This is a genomic window from Bradyrhizobium sp. 164 (genome assembly GCF_023073715.1).
Classification (GTDB): Bacteria; Pseudomonadota; Alphaproteobacteria; order Rhizobiales; family Xanthobacteraceae; genus Bradyrhizobium.
Genome location: NZ_JADPKA010000110.1, coordinates 419,930 through 437,650, shown reverse-complemented (window position 1 = coordinate 437,650; position 17,721 = coordinate 419,930). Strand labels below are relative to the sequence as shown.

The window sequence follows — 17,721 nt, the reverse complement described above, 5'->3', positions numbered from 1 at the left end:
TCACCCTGACACCACCATCTCCTTGCGCCTCAAGCTCAAGCGCGCCGGGTGGAACGATGCCTTTCTTTTTGAGCTCCTCGGCCACATGCGATAGCCCTGCCCTCCAGGGGAGGTGAGCGGCCCCTAAATCTTCGCGGCCGTCTTCGGCCAATATTTGTCGCGCAAGTGCCGCTTCACCAGCTTGCCGGTCGGCGTGCGCGGCAGCTCGGCTTCGAAATCGATCGAGCGCGGGCACTTGATGGCGGAGAGGCGGTGCTTGCAATAGGCGATCAGGTCGGCTTCGAGTGCTTTGCCGGCACGGCTCATGTCGTGCGGTTGCACCACCGCCTTCACCTCTTCGCCCATCTCCTCGTTCGGCACGCCGAACACGGCGACGTCGGCGACCTCGGGGTGGGTGATGAGCACGTCCTCGGTCTCCTGCGGATAGATGTTCACGCCGCCGGAGATGATCATGTAGGATTTGCGGTCGGTGAGGTAGAGGAAGCCGTCCTTGTCGAGATAGCCGACGTCGCCGAGCGTCGACCAGCCCTTGGCGTTGTAGGCCTTCTTCGTCTTCTCGGGGTCGTTGTGATAGGTGAAGGCCGGCGCGTCCGCGAAATAGACCGTGCCAATCTCGCCCACCGGCTGCTCCTCGTCGTTCTCGTCCAGAATCTTGATCGTGCCGACCACGGCGCGGCCGACGCTGCCGCGGTGCTCCAGCCATTGCTGCGAAGTGCAGACCGTGACGCCGTTGCCTTCCGAGCCGGCGTAATACTCGATCAGGATCGGTCCCCACCATTCGATCATCTTGGCTTTGACATCGACAGGGCAGGGCGCGGCGGCGTGGATCGCGCCCTTGAGTGTGGAGACATCGTATTTGGTGCGCACCTCGTCCGGCAGCTTCAGCATGCGCACGAACATGGTCGGCACCAGCTGCGACTGCGTGACCTTGTATTTTTCGACCAGCTTCAAAAATTCCTCGGCGTCAAAATGCTCCATGATGATGGAGGTGCCGCCGAGCACGATCGCCATCATGTTGAAGCGCAACGGAGCCGCGTGATAGAGCGGCGCCGGCGAGAGGTAAGTGCTTTCGGCGTTCATGCCGCACATGTCGGCGCAGAGCACGCGCAGAAACGGATTCGGCTCGTCGATCGCTTTGCCTTCGAAGGCCTTCTTGACACCCTTGGGCCGCCCGGTGGTGCCGGACGAGTAGAGCATGTCGTAGCCGGCGACCTCGTCTGCGATTGGCGTCGTCGGCTGCGCGGCGGCTTCGTTGTCGTAGGAGCGGAAGCCCGGTGAGGGCTCGTCCATCATGTAGAAGATCGGCTCGCCGGCGGCGCCCCTGATCAGGCCATTGATCTGGTCGGCGCATTTCGGTGTGGTGATGACGACCTTGGCGCCGCAATCCTTCACGATGTAGTCGATCTCGTCCTGCTTCAAATAGCGGCTGATCGCGGTGTAATAGAGCCCGCTGCGTTGTGCGGCCCAGCAGATCTCCATGAAGGCGAGCCGGTTCTCCATTAACAGCGCGATGTGGTCGCCGGCCTTCAAGCCAAGCGAGCGGAACAGATGCGCGCCCTGGTTCGAGAGCTCGTCGAGCTCGCGATAGGTGATCGCCTTGCCGCTGCCGGCCATTCGATAGGCGCTCTTGTTCGGCGTGGTGCGGGCGTGGATGGAGGGGTGAGTCATGTCTCTGCTTGTTCAGTTAGGTGTGGCGTTCCCCGGACGCAGCGCATCGCGCAGTGGTGCGCTGCTGATCCGGGGTCCACTGTGAGGCATGGGCCCCGGCTCTGCGCCGCCGCGCTTCACGCTGCAGCGCGACCGGGACACGCGAAGGCTTACAGCCGCTCCACGATCGTCACGTTGGCCATGCCGCCGCCCTCGCACATGGTCTGCAGGCCGTAGCGCTTGCCGCGCTGGTGCAGGGCGTGGACTAGCGTGGTCATCAGCTTGGTGCCGGAGCCGCCGAGGGGATGGCCGAGCGCGATGGCGCCGCCGTTGACATTGAGACGCTCCGGGTCGGCGCCGGTGGTCTTCAGCCACGCGGTCGGCACCGAGGCGAAGGCCTCGTTGACCTCGAACAGGTCAATGTCACCAATTTTCATGCCGGCCTTCTCCAGCGCGCGCTTGGTCGCGTGCAGCGGGGCGTCGAGCATGATGACGGGATCACCGCCCGTCATGGTCATGTGATGGATGCGGGCGAGCGGCTTGACGCCGAGCTGCTTAAGGCCGCGCTCGTTCACCACCATGACGCCGGAAGCGCCGTCACAGATCTGGCTGGCGCTGGCCGCGGTGAGCTTGCCGTTCTCGGCGATCAGCTTGACGCCCTTGATGCCGTCGAGACTGACGTCGAAGCGGATGCCCTCGTCGATGTGATGGGTGTCCTTGCTGCCGTCCGCACGGGTGATCTCGAGCGGCACGATCTCCTTCTTGAAGTGGCCGGCCTGGGTGGCCGCGATCGCGCGCTGATGGCTGTTGTAGGAATATTCGTCGAGCTCATCCTTGGAGAGGCCGTACTTCTCCGCCATCATCTCCGCGCCGGTGAACTGGCTAAAGACGATGTTGGGATACTTCTTCTCGATGCCCGGGCTCTTGTAATTGCCAAAACCGTTCTTGGCCGGGAGCTGTGACGACAGGCCCATCGGCACCCGCGTCATCGATTCCACGCCGGCCGCGATCACGACGTCCATCGCACCGGACATCACGGCTTGCGCGGCGAAGTGCAGCGCCTGCTGCGAGGAGCCGCACTGGCGGTCGATCGACGTGCCCGGCACGCTCTCCGGCAGTTTTGAGGCCATCACCGCATTGCGCGCGACGTTGTTGGACTGCTCGCCGACCTGCATCACGCAGCCCATGATCACGTCCTCGACCTGGGCGGGATCGACCTTGGTGCGGTCGACCAGCTCGTCCAGCACCTTGGCGGCGAGATCGGCCGGATGCCAGCCGGCGAGGCGGCCCCCCTTGCGCCCGCCCGCGGTACGCGCAGCGGCGACGATGTAAGCCTCGGCCATGTCGGTTTCTCCCTGAATTTCTTGATTGGGGTTGGTTGTCGGGGAGGGATTTAAGGGGCGCGAGATCGTTTAGTCAATCGATCAATTAACTCTTGTGATGCGGCGCGGCTTGGGCTTATCTGCGCGCCTCACGAGGCATGTTCAGGGATCTCTGTGGCTACCAGCGTACCGACCAAGCTCCCCAGCGGGAAGAATTCCACGGCAGAGAAATTGCTCGTGGCCGCAAGCGAGCTGATGATCGAACGCTCCTCGATCGAGATCTCGCTCTCCGACATCGCGCAGAAGTCGGGCGCCAACGCCGCGTTGGTCAAATATCACTTCGGCAACAAGGACGGCCTGCTGCTGGCACTGCTCGCGCGCGATGCCGCGACCGAGCTGTCCAATCTCGAATACCTGCTGGCGCAGCCCATCACACCGACCGCGAAGCTGAAACTGCACATCGGCGGTATCATCCGCGCCTATTACCGGTTCCCGTACATGAACCGGCTGATCCATTATCTGCTGCACGAGACCAATGCGAGCTCCGCCGACGAGGTCTCGAAGTTCTTCGTGGCGCCGCTGCTCGACTTTCACCGCCGCCTGCTCGCCGAGGGCGAGCGAGCCGGCGAATTCCGCGCCACCGATCCGGTGCTGTTCTACACCAGCCTGATCGGCGCCTGCGACCATCTGTTCTTCGGCCGGCACGCGATGTCGCGCGCGACCGGGGTCGGCCCGGTCACCGACGAAGTCTGCCGGCAATACATCAAACACATGGAAACGCTGATCTGCGGCGGCATCCTCGCGCAAGCCGAGGAAGCTGTCGCGGCCGGGTGATCCGGCCGAACTTTCAAGTCCAGAGAAGAAACGCCCAAGGAAAGGTACAAGCGATGCAGTTGAAAGACGTAGCCGTTCTCATCACCGGCGGCGGTTCGGGGCTTGGTGCCGCGACCGCCCGGGCCATGGCCGCCAAGGGCGCCAAGATCGGCGTGATCGACCAGAGCAAGGAAAACGCCGAGAAGGTTGCTGCCGAAGTGAAGGGCGTCGCGCTCCATGCCGACGTCACCAGCGAAGAGCAGATCAAGGCAGCGATCGCCAAGGCAGAAGCCGCGCATGGCGTGGCGCGCGTACTGATGAACTGCGCCGGCATCGGCGGCTCGCAGCGTATCGTCGGCCGCGACGGCGTTTACCCGCTGGAAAAGTTCGCCCGCATCATCAACGTCAACCTGATCGGCACCTTCAACTGCCTGCGCCTGTTCGCCGAGCGCCTGGTCACGATCGAGCCGATCGGCGAAGAGCGCGGCGTCATCGTCAACACAGCCTCGGTCGCCGCTTACGAAGGCCAGATCGGCCAGATCGCCTATTCGGCCTCGAAGGGCGGCGTCGTCGGCCTGACGCTGCCGGCCGCGCGCGACCTCGCCAGCCAGAAGATCCGCGTCAATACCATCGCGCCCGGCCTGTTCTTCACGCCGCTCTTGATGGGTCTCAACGAGGAGGCCCGCAAGAGCCTGGGCGCCCAGGTGCCGCATCCCTCACGCCTCGGCGACGCCAACGAATACGGCATGCTCGCCGTGCACATCGTGGAGAACCCGATGCTGAACGGCGAGACCATCCGTCTCGACGGCGCCATCCGCATGGCGCCGCGGTAAGGCTCTCTTCCCTTCTCCCCTTGTGGGAGAAGGTGGCGCGAAGCGCCGGATGAGGGGTCTCTATCCGCGGACGCAGACCCCTCACCCGAGCGAACTCGTGGCTACCGACGTGCATGCCCTCTCCCACAAGGGGAGAGGGCACAATAATAGGCACCTCCCGCGCGCATGCACGAGGCCCCCATGTCCCGACCGCTGCTGATCGAGCATGATGACGGCGTTGACCGGGTGACGCTGAATCGTCCTGAAAGCCTCAATGCGCTCGATCCGGCGCTGATCGATGCGCTCAACGTCTACTTTCAGGGGCTTCAGCGCAACCGCGACACGCGCGTCGTGGTGTTGCGCGGCGCCGGCACGAATTTTTGCGCGGGCCTCGATCTCAAGGCCGCGATGGCTCGTCGCGCCGGCCAGCAGGAGCCGCCTGGCGTTACCGAGTCGCTGGATTCGCAGCGGCGCATCGCCGACATCGTGATGTTGATGCGGCGCTGTCCGCAGCCGATCCTAGCGCTTGTGCAGGGCGCCGCGGCGGGCGGCGGCTTTGCGCTGGCGCTTGCCTCCGACATCCGCATCGCCACGAAATCGGCGCGCATGAATTGCGCTTTCATCAAGCTCGGCCTCGGCGGCTGCGACATCGGCACCAGCTATTTCCTGCCGCGGCTCGTCGGGGTGTCGGTGGCGTCCGAGTTGATCCTGACGGGGCGTTTCATCGGCGCCGAGCGCGCGCTCGCGGTCGGGCTCGTCTCGGAGGTCGTCGACGAGGACAAGCTCGATGATGCAGCCGCGCCTTATGTCAACGCGATGATGACGGCCTCGCCCGTGGGGCTGAGTCTCTCCAAGGAATGTCTCAACATGAGCGTCGATGCCGGTTCGCTGGAAGCTGCGATCGCAATGGAAGACCGCAACCAGGTCCTGTGCAGCCGTTCCGAGGAATTTTCGGAAGGCATCAGGGCCTTCCTTGAGAAGCGAAAGCCTGTCTATATCAAACGCTAAAGACAAAGATCCGCCAAGGACAAGAAATTCCGGGAGACGCAAAATGAGTGGAAGCGCGGCGGCGGTGATGACGAAGCCCGCCTTTCGCAAGGTCGAGTGGCTCGCGCGCGACATCGCCGTCGAGCGCCGCGGCGACGGCACGGTGGTGCTGAAGTCGCGCATTCCGCTGCAGCCTTACGAGAAGCACATTCCAGCTTCGCTGGCGAAATGGGCGAAACAGGCCCCCGAGCGCATCTGGCTCGCGCAGCGCGGCGGAGTGAATCGCGGATGGCGCAAAGTGTCCTATGGCGAAGCCAAGCGCACCGTGGATGCGCTGACGCAAGCGCTGCTGAACCTCAAGCTCGAGGGACGACCCGTCACGATCCTCTCCGGCAATTCGATCGAGCACGCCCTGATGACGCAGGCCGCGATGCAGGCGCGCGTTCCGGCGGCTCCCGTGTCGCCGGCCTACTCGCTGATGAGCCACGATCACGTCAAGCTGAAATATCTGTTCGATTTGATCCAGCCGGCCGTGGTGATGGTGCAGGACGGCCCGATCTTCGAAAAGGCACTGAAGGCGCTCGACCTCACCGGCGTTACCGTCGTTCACGTCGCGCGCCCCTGCGATGGCATCAAGAGCGTCGGCTTTGCCGAACTCGCCGCAACGCCGGTGACCGCCGAGGTCGAAGCGTCGGTTGCACAGATCACGCCCCAGACCATCGGCAAGCTGCTGTTTACCTCCGGCTCGACCGGCATGCCAAAAGCCGTCATCAACACGCAAGCGATGATGTGCGCCAATGCGGCGATGATGATGCAGGTGCGGCCCCGGGATCCCAGCGGCCCGATCTCGACCATGCTGGACTGGATGCCCTGGAACCACACCATGGGTGGCAATGCGGCGTTCCACCCGATCCTCGTCGATGGCGGCACACTCTATATCGATGACGGCCGGCCGGTGCCGGGCCAGTTCGAAGAGACGCTGCGAAACTTGCGCGAGATCTCGCCGACCTATTACGCCAACGTGCCGGCCGGCTATGCTGCGTTGGCGGCGGCGATGGAGAAGGACGACGCGCTGTGCCGCTCGTTCTTCAAGAACCTGTCGATCATGGCCTATGGCGGCGCGCGCCTGCCGGACGATCTCTACGATCGCATGCAGGCGCTCGCGGTGAAGACGACCGGTGAGCGCATCGTGTTCTACACCGGCTGGGGCTCGACCGAGACCGCGCCGACCTCGACCGGCACGTATTGGGAGACCGAGCGCGTCGGCCTGATCGGGCTCCCGTTCCCCGGGGTCGAATTGAAGATGGTGCCGTGCGGCTCGAAATACGAACTTCGCCTGCGTGGCGTCAACGTCACGCCCGGCTATTTCGGTCAGCCTGAGCTGACGAAGAAGATGTTTGACGAGGAGGGTTTTTACTGCATCGGCGATGCCGGCATCTTCGTCGACGAGAAGGATCCGGTGCAGGGCATCATCTTTGCCGGGCGCGTGGTGGAGGATTTCAAGCTCACTACGGGCACCTTCGTGCACGTCGGCTCACTCCGGACCGATGCGATCGCGGCCGCAACGCCCGTCGTGCATGACGCGCTGGTCGCGGGACAGGATCGCCCGTTTATCGGCCTGCTGGCCTGGCCGAACCTGCACGCTTGTCGCCAACTCGTCGGCAATCCCGATCTGAGCTTTGCGGATGCGGTCAGGCACCCCGAGGTGATCGCTTGCTTCAGGCGCGGGCTGGAGACGCACAACCGGGAATGCGAAGGCGCCAGCAGCCGCATCATCGCGCGTGCCATGCTGATGGCCGAACCGCCCTCCATCGACGGCAACGAGCTCACTGATAAGGGCTACATCAACCAGCGCGCCGGCTTGGAGCGCCGCGCAGCGCTGGTGGAGCGGCTTTATGCGGATGAGCCGGATGAAGATGTGATCGTGCTGCGATGAATGCGCAACACTCTCAACCTCGTCATTCCGGGATGGCCAAAGGGCCAGGTCCGGAATGACGGCTTCAATGAGTACGACGAATAAAAAGGTAGCCCGCCATGAACTTCGATTTCTCCGACGACCAGAAGCAGCTCCGCGACCAAGCGCGCAAATTCCTCACCGAAAAGTGCTCGCCCAAGGCCGTACGCGTCGTCCTCGACGGCAAGGCGTCCTATGACAAGGAGTTGTGGAAGGGCCTTGCCGAAATGGGGTTTCTCGGCGTCGCGATCCCGGAAGAGTTCGGCGGTGCGGGCGCCGGCCATCTCGAGCTCTGCGTGATCGCGGAGGAAATGGGACGCGCGAACGCGCCGGTGCCGTTCTCCTCAACTGTTTACCTCGCCGCCGAAGCGCTGCTGATCGCCGGCAGTGACGCGCAGAAGAAAAAGTGGTTGCCCGCTATTGCCTCGGGCGAGGCGATCGGCACGCTGGCGCTGTTCGAAGGCAAGGGCAATCCGTCGCCGAAGAATGTCAAGCTGGCCGCTTCGAATGGCGCGCTCAACGGAGTCAAGAAGCCGGTCGCCGACGGCGCCATCGCCAATTTCGCGGTGGTCGCCGCGCGCACAGGATCGAGCGGACGTGAGAATGACATCTCGCTGTTCCTGGTCGATCTCAGGGCCGGCGGCGCCGAGGTGAAAAGCCTCACCAACCTCGATCCGACCCGTGGGCAGGCCGAGATCACCTTCAAGGACTGTAAGGCCGAGCCGCTGGGGGGCATCGGTGAGGGTTGGAGCATCCTCACCCAGGTGCTCGACCGCGCCGCGGTGCTGTGCGCGTTCGAGCAAGTAGGCGGCGCCGACCGCGCCCTGGAAATGGGCCGCGACTACGCGCTCGACCGCATCGCCTTCGGCCGGCAGATCGGCTCGTTCCAGGCCGTAAAGCACATGCTCGCCGACATGTATGTCTCGGCGACGCTGGCACGCTCCAACAGCTATTACGGTGCCTGGGCGCTCTCGACCAGCGCAGCCGAATTGCCGGAAGCCGCCGCCGCCGCGCGCATCAGCGCGACGCAGGCGTTCCAGCACTGCGCCAAGAACAACATCCAGGTTCACGGCGGCATGGGTTTCACCTGGGAGTTCGACTGCCACATGTACTACCGCCGCGCCAACGCCATGGCGCTCGGGCTCGGCAGCCTCACCTATTGGGAAGACCAGTTGATCGACCGCATGCGGAAGAAGAACGCGGCGTAACGTTGTCGTCATTCCGGGCGCCGCAAAGCGGCGAACCCGAAATCTGGAGATGAGTGAATAACATCGAGATTCCGGGTTCGCGCTACGCGCACCCCGGAATGACAGAGAGAAAGAGCCATGAACTTCGACGACACCCCGCAAGAGGCCGCATTCCGCGCCACCGCCCGCGCATGGATTGATGCGAACGCGCCCAAGCAATACGAAGAAGAGCTGCGCAAGTCCTCGCTCGGCCGCACCCAGCTCAGGAACGCGAACATTCTCGAGGTCGCAAAGGCCTGGCAAAAGAAGAAGGCCGATGCCGGCTGGGCCTGCCTGCACTGGCCGAAGGAGTACGGCGGCCGCGGCTCATCGCCCATCGAGCGCGTGATCTGGCAGCAGGAGGAGGGCCCGTTCGGAAAGCTCTCCCACATGTTCATCATCGGCCACGGCATGTGCGGGCCGACCATGATGGCATTTGCGCGCGAGGAACATAAGCGCACCTATCTGCCGCCGCTCGCTTCCGGCGAGAAGGTCTGGTGCCAGCTCTTCTCCGAGCCGGCCGGCGGCTCGGACGTCGCGGGGCTTCGTACTCGCGCGGAGAAGGACGGCGATGAATGGGTCATCAACGGCCAGAAGATCTGGACATCAGGCGCGCATTATTCCGACTACGGCATCCTCTTGACCCGCACCGATCCGACCGTGCCTAAGCACAAGGGCCTCACCATGTTCTTCCTGGACATGAAGAGCCCGGGCGTCGAGGTCAGGCCGATCAAGCAGGCGAGCGGCGCGTCCGATTTCAACGAGGTCTATTTCACGAATGTCCGCATCCCCGACCACCAGCGCCTCGGCGAGGTCGGTGACGGCTGGAATGTCTCGCTGACCACGCTGATGAACGAGCGCATGTCGATCGGCGCAGGCGTCTCGACCGGCTTTCCGGAGCTGTTCGAATATTGCTCCAGCCTGATGCTCGACGACGGTCCTGCGATCGATGATCGCGCCGTGCGCGCGAAGCTGGCGAACTGGGCGGTGAAGGCGAGCGGCCTGCGCTACACCAGCATGCGCGCGATCTCGGCGCTCTCGAAGGGCGAGCGGCCGGGGCCGGAGAATTCCATCGGCAAGCTGGTGGCAGGCTCGATGATCCAGGACGTCGCGACCTACGCGCTGGACTTGCAAGGTGCGGCTGGTGTCGTCAGCGGTCCAGAGGATGCCGAAGTCGCGGGCCGCTTCCAGGCGATGCTGCTGCGTGCACCGGGTACGCGCGTCGAAGGCGGCACCGACGAGATCATGCGCAACATCATCGCCGAGCGGGTGCTGGGCCTGCCGGGCGACATCCGTGTCGACAAGGACGTGCCGTTCAACAAGATCCCGACAAAGGGAAGAGGTTAATCATGTCCCGGAGGCGGTGCGGTACGAAGTGCCGCTCCGCCGCGCCGGGACCCCGAGCTACAATGGGCCCCGGCTCGAGAGCGCACCGCTTTGCGCTGCGCAGCGTCCGGGGCAGGGAGAGGAGAGTTCGAAGATGAATTTCGACGACACCCCGCAAGAGGCCGCATTCCGCGAGACCGCGCGCAAATGGGTCGAGGCCAACGCGCCGAAGGAACTCCATGCCGAGTTATCAAAATCTTCGCTCGGCCGAATCCGCCTCGCCAAGCAAGACATCGTCGATGTCGGCAAGGCCTGGCAGAAGAAGAAGGCCGAAGGTGGCTGGGCCTGCCTGCACTGGCCGAAGGAATATGGCGGCCGCGGCGCGACGCCGATCGAACGCGTCATCTGGCAACAGGAAGAGGGCGTCTACGGCAAGCTGACGCAACCTTTCCAGATCGGTGAAGGTATGTGCGGCCCGACTGTGATGGCCTTCGGCAGCGAAGATGCCAAGCGCCGATACTTGCCGAAGCTCGCCTCTGGCGAGGAGATCTGGTGCCAGCTTTTCTCGGAGCCGTCGGCCGGCTCCGACGTTGCGGGCCTCCGCACCCGTGCCGAGAAGAAGGGCGATAGCTGGGTCGTCAATGGCCAGAAGATCTGGACCTCGGGCGCGCATTATTCCGACTACGGCCTCTTGATTACGCGCACCGATCCGAATGTGCCGAAGCACAAGGGCCTCACCATGTTCGTCCTGGACATGAAGAGCCCGGGCGTCGAGGTGCGCCCGATCAAGCAGGCCAACGGCATGCAGGAGTTCAACGAGGTCTATTTCACCGACGTCGTGATCCCCGACAGCCAGCGCCTCGGCGCTGTCGGCGAGGGTTGGAGCGTATCGCTGACCACGCTGATGAACGAGCGCATGTCGATCGGTGCGCGGCTCGCAACCGGCGTGCCTGAGATATTCGAGTTCTGCTCGAATCTGATGCTGGAGGACGGGCTTGCGATCGACGATCCCGCCGTGCGTTCGAAGCTCGCCAGTTGGGCCGTGAAGGCGAGCGGGCTGAAATACACCAGCTACCGCGCGATCTCGGCGCTGTCGAAGGGCGAGCGACCGGGCCCGGAGAATTCGATCGGCAAGCTGGTCTCGGGCATGATGCTCCAGGACATCGCGACCTACGCCATGGACCTCCAGGGCGCAGCCGGTGTTCTGACAGGCAGCGACGAGGAGACGGTGCAGGGCCAGTTCCAGCAAATGCTGCTGTCCTCGCCCTCGATGCGCATCGCCGGCGGCACCGACGAGATTTTGCGCAACATCATCGCCGAGCGGGTGCTAGGTCTGCCGGGCGACATCCGCGTCGACAAGGATGTGCCGTACAACAAGATCCCGACCAAGGGACGGTGATCTCACGCCTCGCGGTATCTCGTAGGATGGGCCAAGCGAAGCGTGCCCACCCTATGCAGATGCTCAGGGGTAAGTTTGCCGGTGGGCAGGGCGCTATCGCGCCTTTGCCACCCTACGAGGACAACGCGAGCTGATCCATGGACGCACAAGTGAAACAAACCGACCGCATCGGCGTGCTTGAAGAGCTGCTCAACGAGCGCTACTCCGTTCGCGCTTTCCTCCCCAAGGAAGTCGACCGCGCCACGATCGAACACGTGCTGAAGACGGCGCAGCGCACGGCGTCCTGGTGCAACAGCCAGCCCTGGCAGGTTGTCATCGCCAGCGGCGCGGCCAAGGAGCGCTTTCGCCAGGCGATCTACACGGAAGCCTCCGGCGGTCTTGGCGACGATTACGATTTCACCCCGCCGCGCGAATATGTCGGGGTCTATCTCGAACGCCGGCGCGAAAGCGGCTTTCAGCTCTACAACACGCTCGGCATCGCCCGCGGCGACAAGGCGGCCTATGCCAGGCAGGCACTGGAGAACTACAATTTCTTCGGCGCGCCGCATGTCGCGATCATTCACACCAACGAGCCGCTCGGCATCTATGGCGCGATCGATTGCGGCGCCTATGTCTCCAACTTCATGCTGGCCGCGCAGGCGCTTGGGCTCGGCACCATTCCGCAGGCGGCGCTGGCACGCCATTCCGGTCTGATCCGCCGCCACTTCAGCCTGCCCGACGATCGCCGGATCGTCTGCGGCATCTCGTTCGGCTATGCCGACCACGCGCACAAGGTCAACAGCTACCGCACCTCGCGGGCGAGTGTGGCCGATAGCGTGATCTTCGTGGACGAGTGATCGGCGCTGCGAGCTTGGCACCATCGGCGACGCACAAAGGCGGCCGCGGAAGCGGCCGCCTTTGTCTGTCTCACCCAGTTGACGCCGCCGTCAGCCGCCGCTGCCGCCGATCACGGCCCGCACGGTCTCGTCGGGCCCAAAGTCCTCGGCGCCCTCGACATAGAGCAGCGCGGCGAGCTTCGAGCGGGCGCGGTTGACGCGGCTCTTGATGGTGCCGACGGCACAGCCGCAGATCGAGGCCGCATCCTCGTAGGAGAAGCCGGAGGCGCCGACCAGGATCAGCGCTTCACGTTGGTCCTGTGGAAGCTTGTCGAGCGCCGTACGAAACTCCTCGAACTCGAGATGCGCATTTTGTGACGGTTGCGTCTTCAGCGTCTTGGCGTAGTTGCCTTCGGCGTCCTCGACCTCCCGCCGCCGCTTGCGATAGTCGGAGCGGAACAGGTTGCGCAGGATCGTGAACAACCACGCCGGCAGGTTGGAGCCAGGCTGGAACGAATCGATGTTGGCGAGCGCGCGAAGCAGTGTCTCCTGCACCAAATCGTCAGCGCGGTCCGCATTGCCGCTGAGCGAGATCGCGAACGCGCGCAGACTCGGCACGGCCGCCAGGATGTCGTTACGCAGGGAGTCGGTGAGAGGCATTAATCCCTCCCATTGCTGTTGTCGTTGGATCCGCCCTCATTTTCCACTTGGGAAGTCGCTCCTTGTGCATCAAGCTTCTTGATCAGTTCAGCGAACCGATCCGGAACCCCCTGCCGCACCACATCGTCGTACATGGCGCGCAGCTGATGCCCGATCCGGGATTGGATCTCCGGAGTGAGCCCTCCCTTGCCGGGGGTCGTGCTTTTGCTGGCTTGAGACTTGAGATCTTTCATGACCTGTTCCACGTTTCCCCGAGTTAAGTGACTGTAAAATCGAGAAATTTTCTCAACCGGGAGCCGTTCCCTGGATAGGCACAATGCGAGCTGCGAGAAAAAGTTCCGCGCAATGCGGAACTTTTCTGAAGCTGAGGCGTAAACAGCCGAGCAGGGGAACCCGGGCCCCCCGCGTAACGCCTGACCTAAGGGTGACCTCAAGGCTGGCCCGAAGATGAATGGAGTGGGGATGTCCCGTTCACAGCTCGTTGCTGAACACTTGCCGCTGTTGCGCCGGTATGCACGCGCCCTGACGGGCAGCCAGGCCTCCGGTGACGCCTATGTCGCGGCCATGTTGGAAGCCATGCTTGGCGATCCGTCGGTGCTCGACGAAAGCCATGGGCCGCGCGCCGGCCTGTTCCGGCTGTTCACCCAGATCTGGAATTCGGTCTCCGTCAACGATGATGCCGAGGTGACGACACTGCCGATGCCGCCGGAGCGGCGGCTGTCGAACATCACACCCCTGCCACGGCAGGCCTTCCTGCTGCTCTCGCTCGAGGGCTTTTCGGAAGAGGAAGTCGCCTTCATCCTCGGCACCGACGTGAGCGAGACGCGGCGGCTTGCGGACGCTGCTGGACGCGAGATGGCGGCCGAGATCGCCACCGACGTGCTGATCATCGAGGACGAGACCTTCATTGCCATGGACCTCGAGAGCCTGGTGAAGAATCTCGGCCACAACGTCGTCGGCGTCGCGCGCACCCATGCCGATGCGGTGGCGCTGGCCAAGAACAAGCGGCCCGGCCTGATCCTCGCCGACATCCAGCTCGCCGACGGTTCGTCCGGCCTGGACGCCGTCAACGAGCTGCTCCGCACCTTCGAGGTGCCGGTGGTGTTCATTACCGCGTACCCCGAGCGATTCCTCACAGGCGAGCGCCCCGAGCCCGCGTTCCTGATCTCAAAACCGTTCCAGCCGGCGATGGTGTCTGCGGTGGCGAGCCAGGCGCTGTTCTTCCAGCGCAATTCGCGCAACCGCACGCCAAAGGCGCCGGCGGCCTGATAGAGGCTCCCGCGCAAGATTGATCCGGCGTGCTGCAAAGGCACGCCGGATTCTCAGTGTTTGCATGCCACGGCTTGACGGGCGTCGAATTGGCCGCTCATACCTCGTGCATCGGACTTCCCTCGGAAGCGTGCACATGGACCAGCAACTCCTCGATCGCCTCGCCATCCGCGACCTCGTCGAGAACTGGGCGGTGTGGCGCGACGCCGGCGACTGGGAGCGCTTTGCCACCGTCTGGCATGATGAAGGCTGGATGTCCGCCACCTGGTTTCAGGGGCCGGCGCGGGATTTCATGCGCGTCAGCCAGGAGGGGTTCGCCAAGGGCGTGCGCATCCTGCATTTCCTCGGCGGCACCAGCATCGACCTCGAGGGCGACCGGGCCATCGCCCAAACCAAGATGACGATCTCGCAGCGTGCCCTGGTGCACGACGTGCTCTGCGACGTCGTCTGCACCGGACGCTTCTACGATTTCCTGGAGAAGCGGCAGGGCGAATGGGGGATTGTCCGCCGCCAGCCGATCTACGAGAAGGACCGGATCGATCCGGTCGATCCCGCCGCGCCGCTTCAGCTCGACCAGAAAGCGCTCGCCGCGCTTCCCGAAGGCTATCGCCACCTCGCCTACATGCAGGAGCTGATCGGCTACAAGGTCAAGCGCGACATGCCGGGCCTCACCGGGCCTGAAGTCGAGAAGCTCTATGGTGAAGGGCGGGACTGGCTGGCGGGGATGGCCAAATAACGCGAAGCAAAAGTGAGCCCCAGACAAAAGTAAGGCGCGACTGGCATCACCACAGTCGCGCCCTACGTCGCCGGCTTATGGGGCAGGGGGGAATAGCCGGCTGCTGAGACGACTCCTGCCCGCGAAAGTCGTTCCACGCCTTGCAAAATATTTTGCGCGGCCGGCGACTTTTTCGCACACGGTTAAGTGATCGTGACGCCCGAGAACCCCTGATCCTTGGTCAGCGTTGTTCCCGCGATCGCCATGGGGCGAGGGATCGACAGCCATGTCACAGACTCAAAAGGCATTTTTAGGCGCCGTCGCAATTGCCGCGACGCTGGGCGCGGTGCAATTGGCCTCCGGCCACGATCTGGCCGACCGTTGGCAGGCGGTCGCCGATATTCCCAGTCACAGCACCAACTACGCGCCAAGCCACAACGTCAACCGAACCGGCAAGGCCGACCGCCTTGGCGAGATCAAACCGGCACCGGTTCCGACCCGAACCGTGTCGATGCGACTGAATGACCTTGCCGATACGTCGGTGCTGCTGCGGGTGCCGGCGGTGATCGAGACCGGCAATGCGAAGCCGCCGGTGCTGCTCCAAAACCAGAATCAGACCCTGCAGAAGGCCCGCAGCAAGCCGACGATCGCCTGCGAGCCGATGGTCAGCTCTCTGACCGAGATCGCCAAGCTGCTCCAGCCCGGCCGCTGCGTGACCTGATCTGGGCATTCGTCCAGTCAAGGCAGGCTCTGCCGCGCCCCATCACATCCTCTTGATCCGCCGTGTCGTCGCGCTATATCCGGGTTCCTCCCTTTGATTTGACCGGGTAAGCGCATGACGACGTCAGATACGGCTGTGCATACGCAGCCTTTCCAGGCCGAAGTTTCCGAACTGCTGCACCTCATGGTGCACTCCGTTTATTCGGAAACCGATATCTTCCTCCGCGAACTCATTTCCAATGCCTCCGATGCCTGCGACAAGCTGCGCTACGAGGCGATCGCAAATCCGGCGCTGCTGGGTGACGGCGAGGCGCTCAAGATCCGCATCATCCCGAACAAGACAGCCGGAACGCTCACGGTGGCGGACAATGGCATCGGCATGGAGCGACAGGAGCTGATCGATCATCTCGGCACCATCGCCCGCTCCGGCACCAAGGCGTTCGTGTCGAAGCTGAAGGAAGCCAAGGACGGCCTTGGCCTGATCGGTCAGTTCGGTGTCGGCTTCTATTCCGCCTTCATGGTCGCCGAGAAGATCGTCGTGATCAGCCGCCGTGCCGGTGAGAGTGACGTCTGGAGCTGGACGTCCTCCGGCGGCTCCGGGTTCGAGATCGCCCGTGCCAGTGACGAGGACGCGGCACGCGTGGCGCGCGGCACCGAGATCGTCCTGCACCTGAAGGAAGACGCGAAAAAATACCTCGAGACCTACGAGATCGAGCGCATCGTCGGTGCCTATTCCGACAACATCCTGTTTCCCATCGAGCTCGTGCCTGGTGAGGGCGAGCCGCGCCAGATCAATTCGGCAAGCGCGCTGTGGCAGCGCTCGAAATCCGAGCTGACCGCAGACGACTACAAGAAGGCCTATCAGCAGATCGCCTCCGCCTTCGATGATCCCGCGGTGACGCTGCATTACCGCGCCGAAGGCCGTTATTCCTACGCCGTGCTGCTGTTCGCGCCGTCGACGAAACCGTTCGACCTGTTCGAGCCGAACCGCAAGGGCCGCGTCAAGCTTTACGTCCGCCGCGTCTTCATCACCGATGATGCCGATCTGTTGCCGGGCTATCTCCGCTTCATCCGCGGCGTCGTCGACAGCGAGGATCTCCCGCTCAACATCTCCCGCGAGATGCTCCAGAACAATCCGCAGCTCGCGCAGATTCGCAAAGCCGTGGCGACTCGCGTCGTGTCCGAGCTCGAAAGCCTCGCCGAGAAGGATCCGGAGAATTTCGCCAAGATCTGGGATGCCTTTGGCGCCGTGCTGAAGGAAGGCATCTACGAGGATTTCGAACGTCGTGAAAAGCTGCTGGCGCTGTCGCGCTTTACCACGACGTCGGGTGAGAAGCGGTCGCTGAAGCAGGTGATCGCCGATTTCAAGTCGAACCAGACCGAGATCTACTATCTCGTCGGCGACAGCATCGAGCGGTTGAAGTCCAATCCGCGGCTTGAGGCCGCGACCGCGCGCGGCATCGAGGTGCTGCTGCTGTCCGATCCCGTCGATGCCTTCTGGACCTCGATGCCCTCGGAATTCGAGGGCAAGCCGCTGAAATCGCTGAGCCAGGGCGATCTCAACCTCGACCTGATCCCGCGCGTCGACGACAAGGACGAGGCGAAAAAGGATGAGCCTGAGGCGGATGAAGCCGCCACTATCGCGGTGATCAAGGCCGCCCTCGGGGAGCGCGTCAGCGACGTCAAGGCCTCGACGCGGCTCACCAGCTCGGCCTCGTGTCTCGTCGCCGACAGCCGGGGTCCGAGTCGCGAACTGGAGCGCATCCTGGCGCAGCAGAATCGCGGCATGAAGACCAAGCCGATCCTCGAGATCAATCTGCGCCATCCGATGGTGGGCGCGATCACCAAGGCGCAGGCGGGCTCGAAGGTGGTCGATGATCTCAGTCTCCTCCTGCTCGAACAGGCGCAGATCCTGGATGGCGAATTGCCGGAAGATCCGGCGGCGTTTGCGGCGAGGCTCAACCGCCTCGTGCTGCAGGGGCTCGGCGGCTAGTTTGCTCCACTCACCTTGCCGTCATCTGTCCCTGGGAACAGTCGCCTCTTGCGTGGTGTTATG

Annotated in this window: 16 protein-coding genes; 12 read left to right on the top strand and 4 right to left on the bottom strand. The window is 63.7% G+C overall.

The window, feature by feature from the left end:
* Positions 1-123: 123 nt before the first annotated feature.
* Both IVB01_RS34985 and IVB01_RS34980 read right to left on the bottom strand, forming a co-directional pair.
* Positions 124-1,668, bottom strand: a complete 1,545-nt coding sequence (locus IVB01_RS34985) for an acyl-CoA synthetase (RefSeq protein WP_247277741.1) — start codon at positions 1,666-1,668, stop codon at positions 124-126.
* Positions 1,669-1,817: 149 nt separating this feature from the next.
* Positions 1,818-2,990 carry an acetyl-CoA C-acetyltransferase gene (locus tag IVB01_RS34980; protein ID WP_247277740.1) on the bottom strand — a complete coding sequence of 391 codons (1,173 nt, stop codon included), beginning with the start codon at positions 2,988-2,990 and terminating at the stop codon, positions 1,818-1,820.
* Positions 2,991-3,143: 153 nt separating this feature from the next.
* Here IVB01_RS34980 and IVB01_RS34975 point away from each other — a divergent pair, with 153 nt between their 5' ends.
* From IVB01_RS34975 to IVB01_RS34940, 8 genes are all read left to right on the top strand, one after another.
* Complete coding sequence (locus IVB01_RS34975; RefSeq protein WP_346015514.1) at positions 3,144-3,803, top strand: TetR family transcriptional regulator; 660 nt, start codon at positions 3,144-3,146, stop codon at positions 3,801-3,803.
* Between the two features lie 53 nt (positions 3,804-3,856).
* The gene (locus IVB01_RS34970; RefSeq protein WP_247277738.1) at positions 3,857-4,615 is read left to right on the top strand and encodes an SDR family NAD(P)-dependent oxidoreductase; all 759 of its coding nucleotides are present in this window, start codon (positions 3,857-3,859) and stop codon (positions 4,613-4,615) included.
* Positions 4,616-4,795: 180 nt separating this feature from the next.
* Positions 4,796-5,602 (top strand): enoyl-CoA hydratase-related protein, encoded by an 807-nt coding sequence (locus IVB01_RS34965; protein ID WP_247277737.1) that lies wholly within the window; start codon positions 4,796-4,798, stop codon positions 5,600-5,602.
* A 43-nt stretch (positions 5,603-5,645) separates the two neighbouring features.
* The gene (locus tag IVB01_RS34960; RefSeq protein ID WP_247495217.1) at positions 5,646-7,517 is read left to right on the top strand and encodes an AMP-binding protein; all 1,872 of its coding nucleotides are present in this window, start codon (positions 5,646-5,648) and stop codon (positions 7,515-7,517) included.
* 98 nt (positions 7,518-7,615) lie between these two features.
* Positions 7,616-8,743, top strand: a complete 1,128-nt coding sequence (locus IVB01_RS34955; protein ID WP_247277735.1) for an acyl-CoA dehydrogenase family protein — start codon at positions 7,616-7,618, stop codon at positions 8,741-8,743.
* A 117-nt stretch (positions 8,744-8,860) separates the two neighbouring features.
* On the top strand, positions 8,861-10,108 hold the full coding sequence (locus tag IVB01_RS34950) for an acyl-CoA dehydrogenase (protein WP_247277734.1): 1,248 nt from the start codon (positions 8,861-8,863) through the stop codon (positions 10,106-10,108).
* 133 nt (positions 10,109-10,241) lie between these two features.
* On the top strand, positions 10,242-11,486 hold the full coding sequence (locus IVB01_RS34945; protein WP_247277733.1) for an acyl-CoA dehydrogenase: 1,245 nt from the start codon (positions 10,242-10,244) through the stop codon (positions 11,484-11,486).
* 137 nt (positions 11,487-11,623) lie between these two features.
* The gene (locus IVB01_RS34940) at positions 11,624-12,322 is read left to right on the top strand and encodes a nitroreductase (protein ID WP_247277732.1); all 699 of its coding nucleotides are present in this window, start codon (positions 11,624-11,626) and stop codon (positions 12,320-12,322) included.
* Between the two features lie 90 nt (positions 12,323-12,412).
* Here the strand turns inward: IVB01_RS34940 and IVB01_RS34935 are convergent, their stop codons facing one another.
* Together IVB01_RS34935 and IVB01_RS34930 are read right to left on the bottom strand one after the other, a co-directional pair.
* Positions 12,413-12,961, bottom strand: coding sequence for a sigma-70 family RNA polymerase sigma factor (locus IVB01_RS34935; protein WP_008543571.1), 549 nt, complete (start codon positions 12,959-12,961; stop codon positions 12,413-12,415).
* Positions 12,961-13,194: a NepR family anti-sigma factor gene (locus tag IVB01_RS34930; protein ID WP_247277731.1), complete on the bottom strand. Its 234-nt coding sequence runs from the start codon at positions 13,192-13,194 to the stop codon at positions 12,961-12,963. Before IVB01_RS34930 ends, IVB01_RS34935 begins: the two co-directional genes overlap by 1 nt.
* Positions 13,195-13,423: 229 nt before the next feature.
* On the opposite strand from IVB01_RS34930, the gene IVB01_RS34925 reads away from it, so the two are divergent.
* From IVB01_RS34925 to htpG, 4 genes are all read left to right on the top strand, one after another.
* Entirely contained in the window at positions 13,424-14,230 is an 807-nt protein-coding gene (locus IVB01_RS34925; protein WP_247277730.1) for a response regulator, read from the top strand.
* Positions 14,231-14,366: 136 nt separating this feature from the next.
* Positions 14,367-14,966 (top strand): nuclear transport factor 2 family protein, encoded by a 600-nt coding sequence (locus IVB01_RS34920; RefSeq protein ID WP_247277729.1) that lies wholly within the window; start codon positions 14,367-14,369, stop codon positions 14,964-14,966.
* Positions 14,967-15,231: 265 nt separating this feature from the next.
* Positions 15,232-15,666, top strand: coding sequence for a hypothetical protein (locus IVB01_RS34915; RefSeq protein WP_247277728.1), 435 nt, complete (start codon positions 15,232-15,234; stop codon positions 15,664-15,666).
* A gap of 114 nt (positions 15,667-15,780) precedes the next feature.
* Positions 15,781-17,658 (top strand): molecular chaperone HtpG, encoded by a 1,878-nt coding sequence (gene htpG, locus IVB01_RS34910; protein ID WP_247277727.1) that lies wholly within the window; start codon positions 15,781-15,783, stop codon positions 17,656-17,658.
* The last annotated feature ends 63 nt before the right edge of the window (positions 17,659-17,721 follow it).

Excerpts from the sequence above, each read along its gene's own strand:
- IVB01_RS34985 (WP_247277741.1), bottom strand. The coding sequence starts at position 1,668 with ATGACTCACCCCTCCATCCACGCCCGCACCACGCCGAACAAGAGCGCC.
- IVB01_RS34980 (WP_247277740.1), bottom strand. The coding sequence starts at position 2,990 with ATGGCCGAGGCTTACATCGTCGCCGCTGCGCGTACCGCGGGCGGGCGC.
- IVB01_RS34970 (WP_247277738.1), top strand. The coding sequence starts at position 3,857 with ATGCAGTTGAAAGACGTAGCCGTTCTCATCACCGGCGGCGGTTCGGGG.
- IVB01_RS34965 (WP_247277737.1), top strand. The coding sequence starts at position 4,796 with ATGTCCCGACCGCTGCTGATCGAGCATGATGACGGCGTTGACCGGGTG.
- IVB01_RS34960 (WP_247495217.1), top strand. The coding sequence starts at position 5,646 with ATGAGTGGAAGCGCGGCGGCGGTGATGACGAAGCCCGCCTTTCGCAAG.
- IVB01_RS34955 (WP_247277735.1), top strand. The coding sequence starts at position 7,616 with ATGAACTTCGATTTCTCCGACGACCAGAAGCAGCTCCGCGACCAAGCG.
- IVB01_RS34950 (WP_247277734.1), top strand. The coding sequence starts at position 8,861 with ATGAACTTCGACGACACCCCGCAAGAGGCCGCATTCCGCGCCACCGCC.
- IVB01_RS34945 (WP_247277733.1), top strand. The coding sequence starts at position 10,242 with ATGAATTTCGACGACACCCCGCAAGAGGCCGCATTCCGCGAGACCGCG.
- IVB01_RS34940 (WP_247277732.1), top strand. The coding sequence starts at position 11,624 with ATGGACGCACAAGTGAAACAAACCGACCGCATCGGCGTGCTTGAAGAG.
- IVB01_RS34935 (WP_008543571.1), bottom strand. The coding sequence starts at position 12,961 with ATGCCTCTCACCGACTCCCTGCGTAACGACATCCTGGCGGCCGTGCCG.
- IVB01_RS34930 (WP_247277731.1), bottom strand. The coding sequence starts at position 13,194 with ATGAAAGATCTCAAGTCTCAAGCCAGCAAAAGCACGACCCCCGGCAAG.
- IVB01_RS34925 (WP_247277730.1), top strand. The coding sequence starts at position 13,424 with ATGTCCCGTTCACAGCTCGTTGCTGAACACTTGCCGCTGTTGCGCCGG.
- IVB01_RS34920 (WP_247277729.1), top strand. The coding sequence starts at position 14,367 with ATGGACCAGCAACTCCTCGATCGCCTCGCCATCCGCGACCTCGTCGAG.
- IVB01_RS34915 (WP_247277728.1), top strand. The coding sequence starts at position 15,232 with ATGTCACAGACTCAAAAGGCATTTTTAGGCGCCGTCGCAATTGCCGCG.
- htpG (WP_247277727.1), top strand. The coding sequence starts at position 15,781 with ATGACGACGTCAGATACGGCTGTGCATACGCAGCCTTTCCAGGCCGAA.